This is a genomic window from Sinorhizobium meliloti, from assembly GCF_017876815.1.
GTDB lineage: Bacteria > Pseudomonadota > Alphaproteobacteria > Rhizobiales > Rhizobiaceae > Sinorhizobium > Sinorhizobium meliloti.
On sequence record NZ_JAGIOS010000001.1, the window covers coordinates 81,847 to 103,205 of the forward strand.

The window sequence follows — 21,359 nt, forward strand, 5'->3', positions numbered from 1 at the left end:
CTAAGTCTGCCTGGAACTATCGCTGGGGCGCTGCAATTGAGCAATGTTGACCATGTTCACGTCACTGCCAAACAGCTCGGGATTGTGAGTGACAATAATCACGGTGCTCTTGACGGCGTGCCGCTTAATCGCAGCAATGACGATGTCAGCAGATGCGGAATCAAGCGCGCTGGTGGGTTCGTCGAGGATCAGTGCACGGGATGGCGACACAAGGGCCCGTGCAAGTGCAATGCGCTGGCGCTGACCACCAGAAAGGTAAGCGCCACGTTCGCCAACGTCCGTGAGTATGCCATTTGGCAGCTCCCCAATAAACAAATCGCAACCGCTTTCGACCAAAGCCGAACGGATTTCCTGATCCGTTGCGGCGGCGTTGCCCAAGAGAATGTTGTCCTGAACGGAACCCGAAAATAGTTCCGGCTCCTGCGGAAGATACGCAATCGCTTGCCGCACGCTGCGTTCATCGTAGTCAGTGAGTTTATGTCCGTTCGCCTCAACCACTCCGCAATCCGGCCTGTAAATGCCGCTGATAAGCTTGGCGAGAGTAGACTTGCCACAGCCCGATGGGCCGGTAATCACCGTTGGGCGGTCCGGGGATATCTCCAGAGTGAGGTCAAGGATAACAGGTTGCTCGGGTAGATAGCAAAACGATACGGCCTCCAAGTGGAGACTCAGCCGGCCGGACACGGGGAGCGGCGGCTTGGAAATATCGGTTTCTGCTGCGGCATTCAATAAATCGCCTAACCTCAGCCGAGCGATCCGAAGTGCCTGCCATTGTTCCCACACTGCCGACAGGGAGAGGATCGGCCCAGCCACCTTGTCGGCCAGCAGGTGAAATGCAATCAGCTGCCCGAGCGTGATCTCATTTCGCAAGACGAGATGAGATCCGAAAAAGACGATCGATATAACCGAAACGTTGCCTAAAAGTCCGCCGGTAAAGCCATTGACAATATGGAGCTTGGTTACTTCAAAACCGGCAAGGAGACTATCTGCCAATGTACGGTTAAGCCGCTCCGATTGTACCGCCTCGCATCCAAGCGCCTTGACGGTGACTACGTTAGCCAACGTCTCCACGAGACGAGACTGGTGCCTGGAATAGTCCAAAAAAGCCCTCTGCATGCGTCGTCGTGTCAGCGGCCCAATGACACCGAACGCGATTACTTGCAGAGGCAGAACGATCAAAACGATAAGCGTCAGCATAGGGCTGATGGTTATCAGAGCAGCGACGTAGATAATCGCGAACAGCAAATCGACCAAAATGCTGGAAACGGTTCCTGTTAGGAATGCTTTGACCGTGTCGATTTCGGAAATGCGGGTTAGCGTTTCCCCCACCCGCCAACATTGAAGTTGCCTCAACGGCAGATGAAGGACATGCCGGAAGATTCGGCCGGCGAGATCCAACGTCAGCCGATTGCCCATGTGGTTTCCGAGATAGGCCGCCAGCGCGTCCAGAATAGCGGACAAGATCGCGGTAACGCCGAGAACAACTACGATCAGCAGCAGTGTTGCTTCCCGCTGGAACGGCAGGACCCGATCAATGACAGCCTGAAAGACAAAAGGCTGTACCAAGCCAAGCAACCGCATCACAATCGCTACGATCATGAGTTCGATCATTAATGGTGTGTAGAAAAATGTGGTGCGCGTGAACCACGAAAGAGGTGCTAATCGGAGATTATCCACCACTTCGTAAGTATCCCCCACCACACTCGAAGATCGTCTCCCGCAATTATCCCTGATACCAGAATCAATTTGACTCCTCAACCAAAAAGCACAATATATTGTTTAGTGACCATCAGCGTCTTTATGCTGAGATAGGCGACGCTATAGCTCTGCTATCGGGGATCTAGACGAGATTATACCCTATAATTGCCGCCATTATTGTGTTTTTGTCGATGACAATCGTGGATTATATTATAGAAATTGCAGGGTTGTCTCCGCCAAAATGGGTTACCCTTCTCATCTATGCCATAATCAACTACGTGATTTATTTGGTCGTACTGCATTTTGCTAACGTTTGAATGGATTGCGACCTATCAGAGGTAGAAACGTTACTGGATTGGAGAACTGCGATGGGAAGTTCAGGTGGGTCAGGCGGGTCAGGCAACAACAATCCCAGTGCGGGGCGTGTTGGTAGTGCAATAGGGGTAGTTGTTGGAGGAACGATCGGCTCCGCTTATGGTGGACCGATGGGCAGCCGTGTCGGCGGCGTAATAGGTGGGCTCGCTGGTTACGCCGTAGGGAGCTCCGTTGGCAACGGAGCGCCAGATTACCGCGGCTATAACCCCATGGGAGACTATGGTGGCGGCGGCTCTCCCGGCCCTGGAGCTGGAGGGTTTGGCGGCCGCTAACCTTCGATAATGACAGAACGGAAACGCGGCGAGGTTTTTGCTTTGCCGCGTTTTAGCGTGTGGTTGGCGGCAATGACTTGGCAGCGACAGTTGGGACGAAATGTTTTGGGTTCGTTGCGGCTCAACGCCAGCCAAGCCAGCTGGCCTGCTTACCCGAAACAGCCCGCCAATACGTTCCTCGTTCGTGCGGCCCCCAAGGTGGCTCGGACGCGCACAGAAACGTACTGGCGACATGCACTACTTCACCACCGCGCAGGCCAGCCGGTCGCCGGCATCGCCGGAGGGCTGGCTGCGATTGTCGTCCGAATGCACATGGATCACCAGGGCCCGGCCGCGAAGGGCGGTAGCCCTGTCGTCGAGGGACACGAAGCTGTTGAAGACCTGGGCGCGCAAGGTTCCATCGGCACCGACATACTGGTTCGGCATGTCGCCGGCATGCGGGCCATTGGAAGCGAGGAAGCCGTGCTCGGCATTCTCATCTTCGCCGGCAAAATGCTTTCCCGCCGACTCGAACCCGTCCTTGGGATCGCAGCGCCCCATTTCGTGAGCGTGAAAAGCCACCCAGGTATCCTTCGGCAGGCCGCTTATCTCCATCTCGATCAGCACGCCCTTGCCGCCTGCCGTCAAAGTGGCCCGGCCGATGTCCGTGCCGTCCTTGCCCACGAACTCGGCCGTCGCCGTCTGCGAGGACTGTTGTGCCGAAGCGGCACCCGCCATTCCTGCCGCACAGGCGATCGCAATCATCGTTCTCATCATCGGAGTTCTCCCTCTCACTCGCGGGTCGATAGGAGACAACGCGCGGCTGCCGGGGTCGTTCCGCAAAAACGCGGCTGAGTTGCAGACAATCCGGCAAATTGGGCTAAATCGACACGTCCAGACCGATGTCGAGCGTCGGTGCGGCCATCGTGATCTTCGATGTCGAGATGTAGTCGACGCCCGTTTCGGCGATTGCCCGAATGGTTTCTATCTGCACGTTTCCCGACGCCTCCAGCCTGGTGCGGCGCAGGTCGCCGGGATAGGAAGCGACGGACAGTCCCCAATGTGCCGCGTTGATCGCGACGGCCTCACTGAGCAGTTCCGGCCCCATATTGTCGAGCAGGACCACGTCCGGAGAGGCGGTCAGCGCCTCGCGCAACTGTGCGAGGCCGTCGACTTCAACCTCGACCTTGACGAGATGGCCGCAATAGGCCCGCGCGGCCCGGACGGCGCCGGCAACACCGCCGGAAACGGCGATGTGGTTATCCTTGATCAGCACCGCGTCATCGAGGCCGTAACGATGATTGGAGCCGCCGCCGAGGCGAACGGCGTATTTTTCGAGAGCGCGAAGGCCGGGGATCGTCTTGCGCGTGCAGCAGACCTTGGCGCCCGTATGGGCGATCTCATCGGCGAACGTCGCCGTGTAGGTCGCAATCCCCGAGAGATGCATGAGAAAGTTGAGCGCCACCCGCTCGGCCGAAAGAAGCCCTCGGGCGCGGCCGGAAATTCGCGCGACCGTCGTACCCGGCGCCACCCGGTCGCCGTCCGCAGCGAGCGCTTCGAAGCGGATCGACGGATCGATGAGGCGGAAGGCGGTTCGCGCCAGTTCCAGCCCGGCAACCACGCCCGCTTCGCGCACGCTCATATTCGCGGCGGCCGTCCGGTCCGGCCCGATCGTCGAGAGGGTGGTGATGTCACCGGCCCGGCCGAGATCTTCCAGAAGGGCCGCTTTCACCTGCTCCTCGACCATGAGAGCGGGTAGTTCCGGGCGAAGGGCGGTCATTATGTCGTTCCTGCGATTGGAGTAGCTTCTAATTTTGCGTTTGCCGCCGTCATGCCGGCTCGCTCTCGGCCACTTCCGCGGCCAGACGCTCCGCCTGGGCGAGCGTCAGGTAGGTCCGGCGCCGCCATTCCGGCCGCTCGTCCGGGCAATCGGCCCGAAAATGACCGCCGCGGCTTTCCGTGCGCTGGAGCGCGGCGATCGCGATGAGCTTGGCCGTGGTAGCGATATTGGCGAAGCGCAGGCGCTTGTTCGTCCGCTCGAGTTCCGCAATCCCCCGGATCGCGCGGGTCAGGCTTTCGCGCGTACGCACGACCCCGACGCAGTCGCTCATCAATTGCCGCAGCACCTTGAAAGGCGGGCTGTCCTCGACCGTCACGGGATCGTCGTTCTCGCCGGCATTGTCGCCCCATGCGGTCAGCTTCGGGGCCGGCAAGCTGCCCTTGATATTTTCCGCGATCCGCGCCGCGAAGACGACCGCCTCCAGCAGCGAATTCGAGGCAAGGCGGTTCGCGCCGTGAACGCCGGTCGATGTCACTTCGCCCGCCGCCCATAGGCCGTCGATGGAGGTCCGCCCTTCCCCGTCCGTCAGCACGCCGCCCATGTGGTAGTGCACGGCAGGCGTGACGGGGATCGGCTGCCTCACCGGATCGATGCCCGCTGCCATGCACGAGGCGTAGACGGTCGGGAACATCTCGGGGAAATGCCTGCCGACGGCCTTTGTGCAATCGAGGAAGGCGCCGCGTCCGGCTTGAACCTCCGCAAAGACGCCACGCGAAACGATATCGCGCGGCGCGAGCTCTCCATCGGGATGGATGTCGAGCATGAAACGGCGGCCTTCCGAGTTGATCAGGGTGGCGCCATCGCCGCGCAACGCCTCGGTCGCAAGCGGCGCCGGGTCCTTGCCGATGTCTATCGCGGTCGGATGAAACTGGACGAACTCGGGATCGGCAATGATGGCGCCCGCCCGCGCCGCCATGCCGACGCCCTGGCCGCATGCTTCCCATGGATTGGTGGTGACGGCATAGAGATGGCCGACGCCGCCCGAGCAAAGAACGACGGCGCGGGCCGGGAAGGAAACGCGGCTCTTCGACTGGCCGGCATCCGGCCGCGCGATCACGCCGGAGATGAACCGGCCCTCGCGCACCAGTTCCTCGACCACATAGCCCTCGATCACCCGGATCGACGGGGTATTGCGCACCGCGGCAATCAGCGCCTCCATGATCGACTTGCCGGCCATGTCGCCCTTGACGCGGACGATGCGCCGCTCGGAATGCGCGGCTTCCCGCGAAAGCAGGAGCTTTCCCTCAAGGTCGCGGTCGAAGGGAACCCCGAATTCGAGCAGGTCGTGGATGCGGGCCGGGCCCTCTGCGACCATCATGCGCGTCATCTTCTCGTCGACGATACCGGCACCGGCCGCGACGGTGTCTGCGACATGCTTCTCGAATGTATCGCCCTTGCTCATCGCCGCGGCGATCCCGCCTTGCGCCCAGGCCGAGGAGGCGCCGTAGCCGATCGGCGCGGCGGCAAGGATCGTGACGGGACGCGGCGCCAGTTTCAGCGCGCAGAAAAGCCCGGCAAGGCCGCCGCCGACGATGACGATGTCATCGATCCCGTTGAAGGACTGCGGGCGGAAATGGTCGGTCAGCATGGCTCGATAACTCCTCCACGGGCCTGCACGGGGTTTGCCCCGGCATTGATCACTGCTTGAGGTTCACCATGCGCTCGACCGCCAGCCGCGCGCGGTCGGCGATCGCCGGATCGACCAGAACCTCTTCCGTCATGTTAAGCAGGCTGTCGAGTATCTTCGGCAGCGTGATGCGCTTCATGTGCGGACACAGGTTGCACGGCTTGACGAAATCGACCCCCTTGACCTCCGCCTGGATATTCGACGCCATCGAGCATTCCGTCACCAGCAGCACCCGCTGCGGCCGCTTGTCCTTGACGTAATTGATCATGCCCGAGGTCGAACCGGAGAAATCGCAGACGGCGATGACGTCGGGGTGGCATTCCGGATGGCCGACGATCTCGATGCCGGGATTGGCTTCCTTGTAAGCCAGGAGTTCGGCTGCCGTGAACCGCTCGTGCACCTCGCAATGACCTTTCCAGGTCAGGATCTTCTTGTTCGTCTGACGCGCCACGTTCATCGCCAGATACTCGTCCGGGATGCAGAGCACGGTGTCGGACTCGAGGCTTTCGACCACCGCCAGCACGTTGGAGGACGTGCAGCAGATGTCGGTCTCCGCCTTCACGTCGGCCGAGGTGTTGACATAGGTGACGACCGGCACGCCCGGATAGCGTTCCCTGAGGAGCCGCACATCCGCTCCGGTGATCGACTCCGAAAGCGAGCAACCTGCTTTCGCATCCGGAATGAGCACCGTTTTTTCCGGATTGAGCAACTTTGAGGTCTCGGCCATGAAGTGCACGCCGCACTGGATGATGATCTCCGCGTCGACCTTGGTGGCGTCGCGCGCAAGCTGGAGCGAATCGCCGACGATGTCCGCCACGCAGTGAAAGATGTCCGGCGTCTGATAATTGTGGGCCAGGATGACCGCGTTACGTTCCTTCTTCAGCCGGTTGATCGCATGAACGTAGGGCGCATAAGCCGCCCACTCGAACGCAGGAATGAAGTCCTTTACCTTTTCGTAAAGGTGCTCGGTCTCGCGCGCGACAGCCGGGGTAAAGGCGAGATCCGGTTTCTCGATGACGCCGAAGCGTGCCGCAGCGCTCACGAAGGCCGGAGGGGGCGCCGCTTCCTTGCGAAGGTCAAGAGTGGTCATCGGGCTCTCCTCTCCCGCCGTTTCCGGCAAATTTTAATTATGCTCAACCTGAGCATAAATAGGTCAAAACAAAAGCGGCTGAGCCGCCGGAACTGATTTAGAAAGTTTTGTGACAGATTTCAAGCGTGCAGGACGGAAACGATGCGCCCGCATATCGCGGGCGCATCACAACATTTTATCGATCAGGCAATTGCCGGGCGGGCGACGGCACGCTCTTCGATCGGCCAGTGCACGATGGCCGCGAACACTCCGAGGGCCACGCCCACCCACCAGACCGGATCGTAGGAGCCGAAATGGTCATAGAGATAGCCACCCATCCATACGCCGAGAAATGAACCGATCTGGTGCGACAGGAACACGATGCCGCCGAGCAGGCCGAGATGCCGCGTTCCGAACATGATCGCCACCAGCCCGTTGGTCGGCGGCACCGTCGAGAGCCACAGGAGGCCCATGACGACCGCGAAGACGATGACCGAGGTCGGCGTTTGCGGCAGCAGCAGGAAGGCCGAGACGACGACTGAACGGGCCAGATAGATCAGCGCCAGGAAATAGGGTTTCGAATAACGCTGGCCGATGATGCCGGCCGAGAACGAGCCGATGATGTTGAAGAAGCCGATCAATGCCAGCGCGATCACCGCATAGCGGGCGTCGATTCCGATATCGCCGATATAGGCCGGGAAATGCGCGGTGATGAAAGCGACCTGATAGCCGCAGACGAAGAAACCCGAGACGAGCAGAAGATAGCTCTTGTGCCCGAGTGCTTCCTTGAGCGCTTCCCCGACTGTCTGCTTGAACAATGCCTCCGACTGGCGCCCGGAAGAGGCATTGCCGCGCAGCGGAATCGCAAAGAGCGGAACGAGCAGCATCAGGAGGCCGAGATAGACGAGACTGTCGGACCAGCCATAGGCGGAGATGAGGCCCTGGCTCAGCGGCGCGAAGAGGAACATGCCGGCCGAGCCGGCGGCGGTGCCTATGCCGAAGGCGAGCGAGCGCTGCTCGGGCGCGACGTTGCGGGCAAAGGCGGAAAGCACGATGCCGAAGGAACCGGACGCAACGCCCAGACCGACCAGGACGCCGCCGCCGATATGCAGCCATATCGGCGCATCCGCGAAGGCCATAAGGATCAGTCCCGCGGCGTAGACGAGGCCGGAGAGCGCGAGCACGCGCCATGTGCCGAACTTGTCGGCGATCGCGCCGAAGAACGGTTGGCCTAGACCCCAACAGAGATTTTGAAACGCCATTGCCAGGCCGAAGGTCGTCCGGTCCCAACCCTTCTCGGCAAGCATCGGCAGCTGGAAGAACCCCATCGCGGAGCGCGGACCGAAAGTCAACATGGCGATGATGGAGCCGGCGACGATGATGAGCCACGGCAGGCCGCTGCGCTCGACCGGGCGGCTGACTGCAGAAGAAACAGCGGACATGGGCAAGCTCCTGATGATGAGGGGCCATCCTATGGCGGCGCCCGCCTTGGGGGAAGCCAATTAAATTGACGATGCGATCACAGGAATTGATGCGCCGGCCGCAAGCGCAGGTTCCTGCGGATGCGTCTCAGCCGGCGGAACGCACCTTCATCGGCCAACGCTCATCGCGACGGCGCACGACCTCGACCGCGTCGCCTAGCCTCAGGATACCCTCGCCTCTAGGCACGGCGTTCCAGCCGAAGAGCACGCCGGGAACGCGCCGGTCGGCAGACATGCGCTTTTCCGAAAGACCCTGGATCGGGTTGCCGCCGATGCGCTCGCCGGTCGTCTGATCCTGCGTGGTCATGATGCAACGGGCACAGGGCTTGACGAGATCGAAGGCGATGCCGGCGATCACGATGCTCTCCCAAAGATCTTCAGCCCAAGGCTCATCGCAATCGATAAGGATATTGGTGCGGAAGCGCTCCATGCCGACCGGTTCCTGCCCCTTCTCGGCCAGCGTGCAGTTGAGATCGGCGAGCGAGCCCGTCGTCGTGACGAGAATCGGAAAGCCGTCGGCGAATGCGACGGGGGCTGCCGCTCCTGCCCATTCCGCGCCGACGAAGCGCTCGGCCTCAGCGTCCATGTGGACGAGCTTGACCGGGCGGCCGAACCAGCCGGACAGCACGTCGTTTGCAGCACCTCCGGCGACCGCCGCATTGACGTCGCTCGACCAGACCCGGACATCGAGGCGGTCATCCGGGTCGAAGCGAACGGAGAGCTCCTCGCCGTTCATCCTGAGGTGCACGCCGCCATCGACATGTTCCGCCTCGACCCGCGCCAGCGCCTGCAAATCGCGTTGAGTGATGAAGTGCCCATCGGGTGCAACCAGCATGAAGCGCCGGTCGCCGGCCAGCCCGTCGAGATTGACCGTCACGGCCGTCTGCGGCACCGCGCGGCCGCTCTTCAGGGGATGGATGTTGAGGCCGGTCACGTGCATGGCGATCTTCCGAGTTCAGAAAATGATTCCGGCCGCTCCCAATCTGATTCACCAGTCGGCGCCAACCGATTGAAGCTTTTAGATTTCGTCCAGCAGCATGGCAAGCACGCTGCGGAGCCGCGCCTGCCGTTCAAGGGCGAGCCGCCGCCCCGCGGCAGTCTGAAAACCGTCGGCGAGGCGAAAAAGCTTCGTCTCGAAATGGTCGATTGCGAAAGCCTTGTCGTCGAGCGCCCGGCTTTCTGCCAGCGGGTCGAGCGGATCGTAGAGGGCGCTGCTCATGCGCCCGGCGATGTAGAAGCAACGCGCGGCGCCGACCATGCCGATCGCATCGAGGCGATCCGCGTCCTGGAGAATTCTGGCCTCCAGCGTTTCCGGCGCGAGATTGGCCGAAAAGCTGTGGGTCAGAATGGCGTGCGCGACGGATGAAATATCGGCCGCGCTCCAGCCGAGGCCATTGAGGATCGCCGACGCCTTTTCGGCCGCCAGCCGCGACGCTTCCGCCCGCAACGGCGAATTCTTTTCGACGGAAACGCAGTCATGCAGCAGCACGGCAGCGGCGAGCCGGCGCGTGTCGCCGCCCTCCTCCGCCTGGATGCGAAGAGCGTTCTTCCAGACGCGGATGAGGTGTGACGCATCGTGCGAGCCGTCATCGGCGGCAAAGGCATGCGGAAGGAGTTCGCCGGCGAGTTCGGCGTGAGGAGCGAATGGGGCTGCCAGCCCGGAAAACCGGGTCATGCGCGGCGGGCCCCTTCACCCGCGTTGCCGGCGCTGCCCGACAATATCTTCTGGTAGAAGCGCCCGATGCCTATCAGCACGGCCCCAAGGCCGATGAAGGACAGCGCCCGCAGGAAGCCTTCGAGATTGGACATGTCGACCAGGAAGACCTTGAGCACCGCGACGAAGACGAGAACGGCTGAAGCAATCCGGATGCTCTTTGCGTCGAGACGCGAGCCGGCCACGAGCAGCAGCACGCCGAGTACGAGCCACACGACCGAATAGGTGTAGGTTTCACCTTGCAGGAACCCCTTCCAGTCGGCGACGTTCTGGCCCTGCCAGAAGCGGCGAACGCTTAAGGTTGCCCAGGCGAAAGCAAGGATGGCGCCGCTGACGGCGAGCGCCACGACATAGGGCAGCGGACGTCTGCCGCGCGCATACCAGGCAAGCCCGAAATAGCCGATGGCGGGCAGCAGATAGCCGATGAGGAGCAGATCGAAGAAGGGTAGGCTTCCAAGCAGTTCTCCGCTGAAATAGGGATTGAGGCCGACAAGGTGCGCCCCAAGCACGGAGAGCATGGACAAAACGCCGAGCGCCATGCCTCCATAACGGAACACCGGGCTCGGCGATCTTCCGTCGAGCGTCATGAATATTCCCGACGCGCCGATGGCGAGAAGCGTGTAGATCGCCTGTTCGCCAAGTGTCGGGACGGAGCTGTCGAGCACGCCGCGGTTCATTGCATGACGTACGAGGATTGCAAGCGTCAACAGGACGAAGAGGCTTGCGAGCGCCTGCAGCAGGTTGCGCACACGCAGGTCCGGCCAGGCCTGTAGAAGATAGGCCGAGGCGACGAGCAACAGTGCCGGGATGCCGTAACCCGGAAGCAGCGCGTTGAACACCGGCGTCGTTCCGAGATTGCCCGGCCCGACGATCGTCGGCTCCCAGGCAATTCGGGCGAGAATGACGACCGCGCCTGCGACCGTCCCCCAGGGGAGAACCGGCCATGAACGCAGGCGTGTCGCAAAGCTGTATCCGGCCCCGAGCAGCGCGATCGCCAGGGTGGTCACCAGACCGTCGGTCCAGGCGTGAAGTCCGATGACGAAGAGGCCGAAGGAGCCGAGTGCCGGCAGCCCCCCATCGACATCGGCATCCCCTGCCCCGGCGCTCCGGCGATAGAGCCATTCCACAAGGCCGAGAAGGAAGATGCCGCCGGCAAAGGCGGCAAGTCCATGCGGCAGGTCGAAGGCGAAACTGCCTGTCATCACGAACGACATGGCCAGAAGCGCATTCGGCACCACGGCGGCGATGCCGGCCCAAAGGGCCGCGAATTGCCGATCCCCCGCCGGCCGCCGGGCAAGCACAAAGCCCCCGAGGAGGATGAAGAGCGCCGACAGGGTCATCGCGGTCAGCATGGCAGTGCGGCCGGGGACGACGATCTCGGGCGGCGAACCGGCGAATGAGGGATCGAGATAGGCAAGAACACCACTGAGAGCGGTCAGGCTCCAGGTGCCGGCGACGGCGCCGAAGGCGGCAAGCAGTGCCGCATAGATCGCCGCCGGCCGCAGGGAGCCTGCCGCCGCCAGCGCAACGACGATCACCACGAAGTCGCTCACCGGGAAACGCGCGGCATCGACCGCCGGGCTGATAAACAAAAGGGCGAGAACGGTCGCGACGATCGCCGCCGATATGCTTATGGCAAGATAAGGCGGCGTGAAGAGCCTCTCCCACGCGCCCGGCTCACTGGCAGCACCGATTTGCGTTGTCCCGCTCGGCTCCGCGGTCCGCTCCGCCCGGCCGGGCCAGATCAGCGCGACACCCGCGATCATAACGAGGAGCGCGAAGGTGACCGGAGGCGCTTCGAAAGGCGTCGCGAGCGCTACATAGGCAAGTCCCCAGAGCCCCAGGCCCGCATTGGCAAGCGTCGGCACCACGCTCCATCGACGCAGGCGCGACGCGGCGAGCGTGGCGAGCCAGGCGACGGCGAGGAAGCCGAACAGCACCCAGGGACGCGGCTCTCCGCTCGAGACGAAGAGCGGTGTCAGGAGCGACGCCAGAAGGCCGAGACCGGCGAGCGCCTGCCCGTGCAGCAGCGAGAGCCCGACGGTGGCAAGCGAAACCAGCGCCAGCAGGACGAAGGCCGCGCCGGTGCCGATGAAATCGTAAATACCATAGGCCGCATAGACGACGCCAAACAGCGTGACGGCACCGGCGGCGGTCAGCACACCGGGAATCATCGCATTGCGGAACCGGTCGGCGATGGCAGGCACGTCGCGCCGCCGGATCACCTCTCCGGCCACCCCAAGCGCAAGCCCGAAAATGGCGGCAAGCGTCAGGCGGACCGCCGGGCTCAAGAGCCCGGCCTCGATCGAATACTGCACGAGAAAATAGCCGCCCAGCGCCAGTGCCAGCCCGCCGACCCAGACCGGCCATCGGCCGCCGATCCGGCTCTCGAGGCTTTCGGCCCGCGCTGCCGCTGCGGAGGGCGCTACCGGGCCGTCGATTGCCCCGTCCCCACTTTCGCGGCCGGCGGCGGATTCGTCATGGGAGGTCCCCGCGCCTTCCCGCGCCCGGGACCATGGGCCGTCGGCTGTCGCCTCCGTCCCGGCAACGGATGGAACGCCAGCCTCCGACGGCCGGCCGGTCGCCAGGTCCGGCCCCGGCTCTCCCATACCCTCTTTCGCGAGCCGCGCGATCTCCGCCTTAAGGCTCTCGATTTCGCGGTCAAGGCGCTCGGCCGACCTGCGGCCGCCGAGGAAAGCGGCGAGCGCCATCACGAAGGCTAGAAGAGCTATGGCCTCGAGCATCAGGTCCCCCGGCATCATCATGGTCAGATCGATTCGGACAACGTTAGCGCGAAACGGCCGCTGAAAATATCCTGCGCCTGACATCTGCGGGCTTACGGAGCCGTGGGAGCGTTCCGGCATCGCGACCCGTTGCAGCAATCTCTTCATCCAATTGTCGCAGAGCTGTCATGAACTCGCTGGTAAAGCGGGACCGGGACGCCCGAAGATCAACGGGCGCATCGATCGTCTCAATGGGGAGAATTTCCATGGACAAATATCTCGGACCTACGGATGAAACCGAATTCAAGACGCTGACCGAGCGCAGAGAGGAACTGGAAGACGCCGGCCGGAACTGTTCCGCCAATCCCACCATGGGCGACATCATCAACCGCCGTTTCTCGCGCCGGTCGTTCATCGGCGGCTCTCTGGCCGTTGCTGCCATCTCCACGACGGTCAGCCCGCTTGCCCTGCTGACGGCGGACGAGGCCCGGGCTGAGGGTGAAGCGTCGCCCTTCGACTTCAAGGAGATCGAAGCCGGCGTAGACGAGACCCACCATGTTGCCGAGGGCTACGACGCCGACATCCTGCTGCGCTGGGGCGACAAGGTCTTCGCCGACAGTCCGGAATTCGATCCGCTCAAGCAGACCGCCGACGCCCAGAGCCGGCAGTTCGGCTACAACAACGACTATGTCGGCTTCATTCCGCTCGAGGGCAATCCGGACCACGGCCTGCTGGTCGTCAACCACGAATATACCAATGCCGAGATCATGTTCCCGAACTTCGCCCGTGTCGAAAAGGTGACGGAGGACGGCAAGGAAGAGGACAAGGTCGTACTCGGCGAATACACCAAGGAACTGGTCGATATCGAAATGGCTGCCCATGGCGGCACGGTCATCGAAATCCGCAAGGTCGACGGGAAGTGGCAGCCTGTCCTCGACGGCAAGTACAACCGCCGCATCACGGCCACTACCGAAATGCAGCTTTCCGGCCCGGCGGCCGGTCACGAGCGGGTCAAGACACCGTCCGATCCGACCGGCAGGAAGGTCTTCGGCACCATCAACAATTGTGCCGGCGGCGTCACCGCCTGGGGCACCTACATGATGGCCGAGGAAAACTTCAACGGCTATTTCGGCGGCGAGCTTGCCGAGGATCATCCGGAATTCAAGCAGATGAAACGCCTCGGCACGCCGGGCGGGCAGTATGAATGGTCGAAATTCTACGACCGCTTCGACGTTTCCAAGGAGCCGAACGAAGCCAACCGCTTCGGCTGGGTGGTCGAGGTCGATCCGCTGAACCCCACCTCCGTTCCGAAGAAGCGCACCGCGATCGGACGCTTCAAGCACGAGGGCTGCGAGTCGATCGTCAACAGGGACGGCCGGGTCGTCCTCTATAGCGGCGACGACGAGCGTTACGACTATGTCTACAAGTTCGTGACGAAAGGCACCTACAACCCTGACGACCGCGCCGCGAATATGGATCTCTTCGATGAAGGCACGCTCTACGTGGCCAAGTTCGACGAGGACGGCACGGTCACCTGGATGCCTCTCGTCCATGGCGAAGGTCCGCTGACGGCCGAGAACGGCTTCGCCTCCCAGGCCGACGTGCTGATCGACACCCGTCTTGCCGCCGATGCGCTCGGCGCGACCAAGATGGACCGGCCGGAAGACGTCCAGCCCAACCCGAAGACCGGCAAGGTCTATGTCATGCTGACCAACAACACGAAGCGCAAGGAGGACGAGATCGACGCCGCCAATCCGCGTGCCAAGAATGCCTTCGGCCACATCGTCGAGATTTCGGAAACGGACGGCGACTTCGCCTCGACGAAATCCCGCTGGGACGTACTGCTGAAGTGCGGCGATCCGAGCGTCGCCGAGGTCGGTGCCTCCTTCTCCACCGCGACGACCAGGAACGGCTGGTTCGGCATGCCGGACAATTGCGCCATCGATGCCGAAGGCCGTCTCTGGGTCTCGACCGACGGCAACAACGAAAAGGACACGGGACGCACCGACGGGGTCTGGGCCGTCGAGACCGAAGGCGAAGGCCGCGGCACCTCGAAGCTGTTCTTCCGCGTGCCGGTCGGCGCCGAAATGTGCGGCCCGAGCTTCAACCCGACGAGCGACACCTTCTTCCTCGCGGTTCAGCATCCGGGCGATGCCGGTCTCGCAACCTACGAAAAGCCGGCGACGCGCTGGCCGGATTTCCGCGACGACATGCCGGTGCGCCCGGCCGTCGTCGCCGTGACCAGGCAGGGTGGCGGCAAGATCGGCTGAACCAAGCCTCAGAGTTCGGAGCGCGGCGCTGGCGCACGCGCTCCGGCAAGCCTCGTTGGTCGCGGTGTAGCGGTGCCCTTTCCTCTGCTCGGTCGTCCCTGTGCTCGTCACAGGGATCCAGCCAGACCAGGTCATTGAGCTGAAAAGATTTCCCCGCGCCGCAGACGCGGCGCTGCTCTCATCTCTGTGCCAAGCACAGAGATGAGGAAGGGGAGAAGACAGGTCGCATACCCGCAAGCGGAATCGATCGCAACGCCCACGCCTCCCCATCTTCCTGCGCCCCGTCACAGGGATTGAAACAACCGTTAAGCCGCCGACGATGCGGACTTCAGCGCCTTCAGCGTCGCATGGACGAACCCGTCACGGGCCGACGCGGCATCGACGCCCCGTGGCTCGTAAACATGGCGGTTGAGGAAATAGGCGGTGAGACGGAAGGCAGCGGCGAGGCTTTCGTGATCGGCAGCTCTGCTTCCTCCGGAAAGGAAATCCGGAAGGGCGAGCATGCGATCGGCGTAAGGGGCACCCGCTTCGCGGCAGATCGCGCGGCCCGATTTCGGCGATACGTAGACAAGTTCGCTGCGCGCACCCGTCGCCCCACATCGGGAAAGATCCAGGCCGAAGCCGAGATCGTTCAGCACCGCGAGTTCGAAGCGCACGAACAATTCGCCGGCGTCTGCCGGGTCCTGGAGGTGATCGACGATGACGGCGAGCGCCTCGTAGAGATGGGGATGCGGGTCGCGCTCCGGCAGGAGCCGCAAGAGTGCGCCAAGCGCCTGAATGCCGTAGACGGAAGTCGCCGTCTCGATCAGGCTCGCGGCGCGCAATTGCAGCGGCTCGACGCGGAATTCGCCGAGATGCTCGTCGAGCCTCGCCCGCCAGCTCACCTCCACGGAATTGCCCGGCTGCAGCACCGGCTGCATCGTACGCGAGCGGCCCGAGCGCACGAGCCCGAGATGCCGCCCGTGCCCGGGCGTCATCACCTCCGCGATGACAGAGCTTTCGCCATGCCGCCGGATGCCGAGAATTATGGCTTCATCGCTCCATTGCATGAAAGAGGCATACACCCGCCGCGGAAACCGGAGCAAGCGAAGAAACGCCCCCTGTTTCGAGCCTCGTCCGGTGCGGCGGAAGCAAACTGTAGCCTTTCCGCTACACTTGCTGTGCGCCTCAATTCTATTGTCGCTTTTGCCGGATTGCGACGTCTTCCAATGCGGGTTCCGAGGTCTTAGACGTGCCTCCTCAAGAATGACAGTCAGCAGGAACAATTCGACTATGTGTGTGTCCGGGAATCGCGCCAGCCGCCTGATGCAGCTTTGCGCAGTTTTGGCCCTCTCCGCCGCGCTGGCGGGTTGCGTTAGCAACAGCCAGCAGGTCCGACCGAAAGGGCCGGATCCTTATTTCGTGGCAATGTATGGGGCGAAGTCCGAGGAGAAGTTTCCGCTTCCCGCCACCGACATCAGCAAGGTCGAACCGCGTTTTCTGCGGCAACAGGTTCCTTACGTCACGCATGAGCCGCCGGGTACGGTCGTGATCGACACGGAAAATCGCTTTCTCTATCTCGTGCAGGGCGGAGGCATGGCGCTTCGTTACGGCATCGGTGTCGGCAAGGCCGGGCTGGAGTTCGAGGGCGAGGCGCGCGTCGGCCGCAAGGCGGAATGGCCGCGGTGGACGCCGACATCCGACATGGTCGCGCGCGAACCGGAGCGCTACGGACCGCTCGCGGGAGGCATGGACCCCGGCCTGCGCAATCCGCTCGGACCGCGCGCGCTCTATCTCTACCAGGGAAACCGGGACACACTGTTCCGCATCCACGGCACCACGGAGGCCTGGTCGATCGGCAAGGCGGTGTCGAGCGGCTGCATCCGCCTTTTCAACCCCGATATCATCGACCTTTACAGCCGCGTTCCGGAAGGCTCGCGCGTCGTCGTGCTCCAGGCGGAACCGCCGATGAGCCAGCCGATGGATGCACCGATGTCGACCGCTGCCGACGGCAGCGGTTCGCTTTCGTTCTAACACGTCTACCAGGCATCCGGCTCGCGCACGAGGTGGACGATATTGGCGGGGTTCATGATCCATCCGCCGCGGAAGCCCTCGCCCAGTTCCTCGACCTGATCGCAGCGCACCACCTTGTGCGCTGCGAGGCGATCGAGCGCCGCCCCGTGATCTTCGGTGAAGAGCTCCAGCCATATCTCTGCCTGGCTGTAATGCGGCGCTTCGTCTATCCACAAACGATTGGGGCCGAGAACGAAGCCTTTCGCCGGTGCCTTCTCGTCGAAAGGGGGAGACCGACGACGTCCCGGTAGAAGGCGATCACCGCCTCGTATTGATGGCTCGGAACCTTCATGGCGATGTTGATACCGCCCTTGATTTCGGTGGACATAGACCCCTCCTACAGTTGCGGTTCGAGCGCGGGCTTGCCGGAGAGTTCGCTCACATAATAGCCCTCCCGCAAATTGATGCCGTATTCGACCCAGGCCTTCATGCAGGCGAGCATCTGCGACCAGCCCTCGCAATTGAGATAGGAGCTCTTCTGCCCCTGTTCGTTTTCCCGCCAGCCGCTCTCGGCGATCGTCACCATGGTGGCGCCGTCGTCGAGCGGCTGAAAGCGCATTTCAACCCGCGTCTGGTAGGGAGACTCGCCTTCACCGGTCATGGCGTCCCAGCAAAAGACGATCCGCTCGTTAGGCTCCACGGCCTCGACCTTGATGGGAACCTCGCCCCACCACGTCACGGTGGTGCCGGCAACCAGCGGCCCGCTGATGCCGCCGAGCGTTACGAAATAGCGGCTGAGCTGATCCGGATTTACCACCGCGTCGAAAACCTGCCCGACGGGACGGGCAATCCTCCCATTCATTCGAAATTCGAAAGCCATGACGTCCTCCTCACGATTGTATCTGCCGATAATATGTTATAAAAACATAACATGTCAAACGATTCGAAAGACGATGCGGTTTTCAAGGCGCTGGCGAACGGCCTGCGCCGACAGATGCTCGACGTGCTGAAGGAGGAACCGCAAACGACGGGCATGCTCTGCGAACGCTTCCCGACCCTGGATCGCTGCACGGTGATGCAGCACCTCAAGGTTCTGGAGGAGGCCGATCTCGTTCTCGTCAGGCGCGAGGGCCGCGAGCGGTGGAACCACCTGAACGCCTTGCCCATCCGCGCCATTCACGATCGTTGGATCAGCCAGTATGCCGGCCACGCAATGTCCGTTCTGACAGCCCTCCAACGTGAGCTCGACGAGCCCCGCGAGTGACGGAATTGACTTTTCATCGGCCGGCTTTCTGCGTATGAACTGTCGAGTGGGGCAAACTGGGGGAAATCGTCATGCGTTACCTCATCACCGGCACTGCAGGATTCATCGGTTTTCATGTTGCAAAACGGCTGATCGACGAGGGGCATTTCGTCGTCGGGTTCGACGGCATGACGCCCTATTACGACGTGACGCTGAAAGAGCGCCGGCACGCGATCCTTCAGCGCTCCAACGGCTTCAAGGCGGTGACGGCCATGCTCGAGGACCGGGCCGCACTGGACCGGGCGGCGGAGCTTGCCGAGCCGGAAGTCATCATCCACCTCGCCGCCCAGGCGGGCGTCCGCTACAGCCTCGAAAACCCGAAAGCCTATGTGGACGCGAACCTCGTCGGGTCGTGGAACATGCTTGAGCTCGCCAAGGCGATCGCACCGAAGCACCTGATGCTCGCCTCCACTTCTTCGATCTACGGCGCCAACGAGAAGATCCCGTTCGCCGAAGCGGACCGGGCCGACGAACCGATGACGCTCTATGCCGCGACGAAGAAGTCGATGGAATTGATGGCGCACAGCTATGCGCATCTTTACAAGGTGCCGACCACCTCTTTCCGCTTCTTCACCGTTTACGGCCCCTGGGGGCGGCCGGACATGGCGCTCTTCAAATTCGTCGACGCCATACACAACGGCCGGCCGATCGACATTTATGGCGAGGGCCGGATGAGCCGGGACTTCACCTATATCGACGACCTTGTCGAAAGCATCGTCCGGCTGTCGCATGTTCCTCCTTCGGAAGAGAACCGGGTGGCACCGGAAAAGGCCACGGACACGCTTTCGCGCCATGCGCCGTTCCGCGTCGTCAATACCGGCGGCGGCCAGCCGGTAGAATTGATGACCTTCGTCGAAACGGTCGAGAAGGCGGTGGGCCGTCCGGCAATCCACAACATGCTGCCGATGCAGCAGGGCGACGTCCCGCGCACCTTCGCTTCGCCGGACCTGCTCGAGGCCCTGACCGGATTCAAGCCGTCCGTTTCGGTCGAGGAAGGGGTTGCGCGCTTCGTCGAGTGGTATGATCAGAATTATCGCCGTGCACACACGACCGTCTGATGGTAAAACAAGCGATATTTGTGCGAAGCGCGTGCTTCCGCACCCAATTGCAATTCGGTTTTTCTTTACTTTTTTCTCGATGACATCCTTTTATTAGATAAAACTTAATTGATCAGCGTTCCAAGAACAATCAAAGGAAGAGCGGATGAAAATCACGATGATCGGTGCCGGCTATGTCGGCCTTGTTTCCGGTGTGTGCTTTGCGGATTTCGGCCATGACGTCGTCTGCGTCGACAAGGACGAAGGCAAGATCTCGGCGCTGAAGAAGGGTCAGATTCCGATTTTCGAACCCGGGCTGGACCATCTCGTCGCCAGCAACGTCGCGTCCGGGCGCCTGAACTTCACCGACGATCTCAAGACCGCCGTGGCCGCCAGCGACGTGGTTTTCATTGCCGTCGGAACGCCGTCACGGCGCGGTGACGGGCATGCGGATCTTTCCTATGTTTACGCAGCTGCACGCGAAATCGCCGCCAACCTTCAGGGCTTCACCGTCGTGGTGACCAAGTCGACGGTTCCGGTCGGTACCGGAGACGAGGTCGAGCGCATCATCCGCGAGACCAATCCCGCGGCTGACGTCACCGTCGTCTCCAACCCGGAATTCCTGCGGGAAGGTGCCGCGATCGAGGATTTCAAACGGCCCGACCGGATCGTCATCGGGGTCGACGGCAGCGACGGTCGCGCGCGAGAGGTGATGACGGAAGTCTATAGGCCGCTCTATCTCAACCAGTCGCCGCTCGTGTTCACGACACGCCGCACTTCGGAACTGATCAAATATGCCGGCAACGCCTTCCTGGCGATGAAGATCACCTTCATCAACGAGATTGCCGATCTGTGCGAGAAAGTCGGTGCCAATGTGCAGGACGTCGCCCGCGGCATCGGGCTGGACGGCCGCATCGGGTCGAAGTTCCTGCATGCCGGGCCGGGATATGGCGGCTCCTGCTTCCCCAAGGACACATTGGCGCTGGTCAAGACCGCGCAGGACCACGACACCCCCGTGCGGCTCGTCGAAACCACGGTCGCCGTCAACGACAACCGCAAGCGGGCGATGGGACGCAAGGTGATCGCGGCGGCCGGCGGCGATATCCGCGGGTCCAAGATCGCGGTCCTCGGCCTGACCTTCAAGCCGAATACCGACGACATGCGCGACAGCCCCGCGATCGCGGTCGTTCAGGCGCTGCAGGACGCAGGCGCCCGGGTCACCGGCTACGACCCGGAAGGAATGGAAAACGCGCGCAAGCTGATAGAGGGGCTGGACTGCGCGCGCGATCCCTATGAAGCGGCGGCAGAGGCGGACGCTCTGGTGATCATCACCGAGTGGAACGAATTCCGGGCGCTGGATTTCGACCGTTTGAAGTCTACCATGAAGACGCCCCTGCTCGTCGATTTGCGCAATATCTATCGCAAGGACGAAGTCGCAAAGCACGGCTTCCGCTATGCAAGCATCGGCAGGCCGGACTGACCGGCAACGCACCGTCGCATTGATTGGCCAGCAGAGGGAAGCTGCACGGGCTTCCCTCTGCGCGCCTCGCGCAGGAGGCTGGCGGTCAGGCCTTCGGGCCGACCTGGACGACCTGCTCCCAGCTTTTTCCGGCAAAAATGACGCAGCTTCGCCCGGAAACATCGGTCACGATCAATGTCCAACTGCCTCCGTCGGCTGCATAGAGTTCCATGACCGCCTGCGGGTTGATCTGCCCGACGGCGGCCTGCTTTTCTTCATATTGTCGAGTAAGCAGCTCGATGACCTGCGATCGCTCAGCGCAATTCACAACGGCCTGTGAGTCTGCCGTATGGGGGTAGGCCGTTACTGCCGCCGTCAGAAGGACGGCAAGAGAGAGGCCGCGGACCACATTGCGTACCATGACGCACCTCCTTTCGCCGGGAAGTCCCGGCGGAAGAGGATTTCCGCTGACCTGTTCCGCCGTATACCGGCATTCGATGGTCGACACCTTCACGCGACG

General features: G+C 62.4%; 17 protein-coding genes and 1 pseudogene. 5 read left to right on the forward strand and 13 right to left on the reverse strand.

Features of this window, described 5'->3' with window-relative positions:
- The 9 genes from JOH52_RS00410 to JOH52_RS00450 form a co-directional block, all read right to left on the reverse strand.
- Positions 1–1,701: a peptidase domain-containing ABC transporter gene (locus JOH52_RS00410; RefSeq protein WP_017265096.1), complete on the reverse strand. Its 1,701-nt coding sequence runs from the start codon at positions 1,699–1,701 to the stop codon at positions 1–3.
- Positions 1,702–2,582: 881 nt separating this feature from the next.
- Complete coding sequence (locus JOH52_RS00415) at positions 2,583–3,101, reverse strand: superoxide dismutase family protein (RefSeq protein WP_003532668.1); 519 nt, start codon at positions 3,099–3,101, stop codon at positions 2,583–2,585.
- Positions 3,102–3,204: 103 nt separating this feature from the next.
- The gene (nadC, locus tag JOH52_RS00420) at positions 3,205–4,104 is read right to left on the reverse strand and encodes a carboxylating nicotinate-nucleotide diphosphorylase (RefSeq protein ID WP_010969041.1); all 900 of its coding nucleotides are present in this window, start codon (positions 4,102–4,104) and stop codon (positions 3,205–3,207) included.
- A gap of 49 nt (positions 4,105–4,153) precedes the next feature.
- Complete coding sequence (locus JOH52_RS00425; RefSeq protein ID WP_010969040.1) at positions 4,154–5,752, reverse strand: L-aspartate oxidase; 1,599 nt, start codon at positions 5,750–5,752, stop codon at positions 4,154–4,156.
- Positions 5,753–5,801: 49 nt separating this feature from the next.
- Positions 5,802–6,881 carry a quinolinate synthase NadA gene (nadA, locus tag JOH52_RS00430; protein ID WP_013844243.1) on the reverse strand — a complete coding sequence of 360 codons (1,080 nt, stop codon included), beginning with the start codon at positions 6,879–6,881 and terminating at the stop codon, positions 5,802–5,804.
- Positions 6,882–7,063: 182 nt separating this feature from the next.
- On the reverse strand, positions 7,064–8,302 hold the full coding sequence (locus JOH52_RS00435; RefSeq protein WP_010969038.1) for an MFS transporter: 1,239 nt from the start codon (positions 8,300–8,302) through the stop codon (positions 7,064–7,066).
- A gap of 127 nt (positions 8,303–8,429) precedes the next feature.
- Positions 8,430–9,281 carry an MOSC domain-containing protein gene (locus tag JOH52_RS00440; protein WP_003532657.1) on the reverse strand — a complete coding sequence of 284 codons (852 nt, stop codon included), beginning with the start codon at positions 9,279–9,281 and terminating at the stop codon, positions 8,430–8,432.
- 78 nt (positions 9,282–9,359) lie between these two features.
- Positions 9,360–10,016, reverse strand: coding sequence for an HD domain-containing protein (locus tag JOH52_RS00445; protein WP_003532655.1), 657 nt, complete (start codon positions 10,014–10,016; stop codon positions 9,360–9,362).
- On the reverse strand, positions 10,013–12,946 hold the full coding sequence (locus JOH52_RS00450) for a DUF2339 domain-containing protein (RefSeq protein ID WP_017272294.1): 2,934 nt from the start codon (positions 12,944–12,946) through the stop codon (positions 10,013–10,015). Before JOH52_RS00450 ends, JOH52_RS00445 begins: the two co-directional genes overlap by 4 nt.
- A 98-nt stretch (positions 12,947–13,044) precedes the next feature.
- Between JOH52_RS00450 and JOH52_RS00455 the strand changes: the two genes are divergently transcribed.
- Complete coding sequence (locus JOH52_RS00455; protein WP_010969036.1) at positions 13,045–15,048, forward strand: PhoX family protein; 2,004 nt, start codon at positions 13,045–13,047, stop codon at positions 15,046–15,048.
- 305 nt (positions 15,049–15,353) lie between these two features.
- Here JOH52_RS00455 and recO read toward each other — a convergent pair whose 3' ends face one another.
- Positions 15,354–16,097, reverse strand: coding sequence for a DNA repair protein RecO (gene recO, locus JOH52_RS00460; protein WP_014529139.1), 744 nt, complete (start codon positions 16,095–16,097; stop codon positions 15,354–15,356).
- 223 nt (positions 16,098–16,320) lie between these two features.
- Here recO and JOH52_RS00465 point away from each other — a divergent pair, with 223 nt between their 5' ends.
- Positions 16,321–17,061, forward strand: a complete 741-nt coding sequence (locus tag JOH52_RS00465; RefSeq protein WP_013844239.1) for a L,D-transpeptidase — start codon at positions 16,321–16,323, stop codon at positions 17,059–17,061.
- 5 nt (positions 17,062–17,066) lie between these two features.
- Here JOH52_RS00465 and JOH52_RS00470 read toward each other — a convergent pair.
- A pseudogene (locus JOH52_RS00470) lies at positions 17,067–17,428 on the reverse strand (hypothetical protein).
- A gap of 9 nt (positions 17,429–17,437) precedes the next feature.
- The gene (locus JOH52_RS00475; RefSeq protein ID WP_014529137.1) at positions 17,438–17,920 is read right to left on the reverse strand and encodes an SRPBCC domain-containing protein; all 483 of its coding nucleotides are present in this window, start codon (positions 17,918–17,920) and stop codon (positions 17,438–17,440) included.
- Between the two features lie 51 nt (positions 17,921–17,971).
- On the opposite strand from JOH52_RS00475, the gene JOH52_RS00480 reads away from it, so the two are divergent.
- The 3 genes from JOH52_RS00480 to rkpK all read left to right on the forward strand — a co-directional run bounded on the left by JOH52_RS00480 (position 17,972) and on the right by rkpK (position 20,860).
- A complete protein-coding gene (locus JOH52_RS00480) occupies positions 17,972–18,304 on the forward strand; it encodes an ArsR/SmtB family transcription factor (protein ID WP_010969033.1) in 333 nt (110 codons plus the stop codon).
- A 71-nt stretch (positions 18,305–18,375) separates the two neighbouring features.
- Positions 18,376–19,401 (forward strand): NAD-dependent epimerase, encoded by a 1,026-nt coding sequence (locus JOH52_RS00485; protein ID WP_010969032.1) that lies wholly within the window; start codon positions 18,376–18,378, stop codon positions 19,399–19,401.
- A 145-nt stretch (positions 19,402–19,546) separates the two neighbouring features.
- Positions 19,547–20,860: a UDP-glucose 6-dehydrogenase gene (gene rkpK, locus JOH52_RS00490; RefSeq protein ID WP_010969031.1), complete on the forward strand. Its 1,314-nt coding sequence runs from the start codon at positions 19,547–19,549 to the stop codon at positions 20,858–20,860.
- Positions 20,861–20,945: 85 nt separating this feature from the next.
- Here the strand turns inward: rkpK and JOH52_RS00495 are convergent, their stop codons facing one another.
- On the reverse strand, positions 20,946–21,260 hold the full coding sequence (locus JOH52_RS00495) for a hypothetical protein (RefSeq protein ID WP_010969030.1): 315 nt from the start codon (positions 21,258–21,260) through the stop codon (positions 20,946–20,948).
- Between the last annotated feature and the right edge of the window lie 99 nt (positions 21,261–21,359).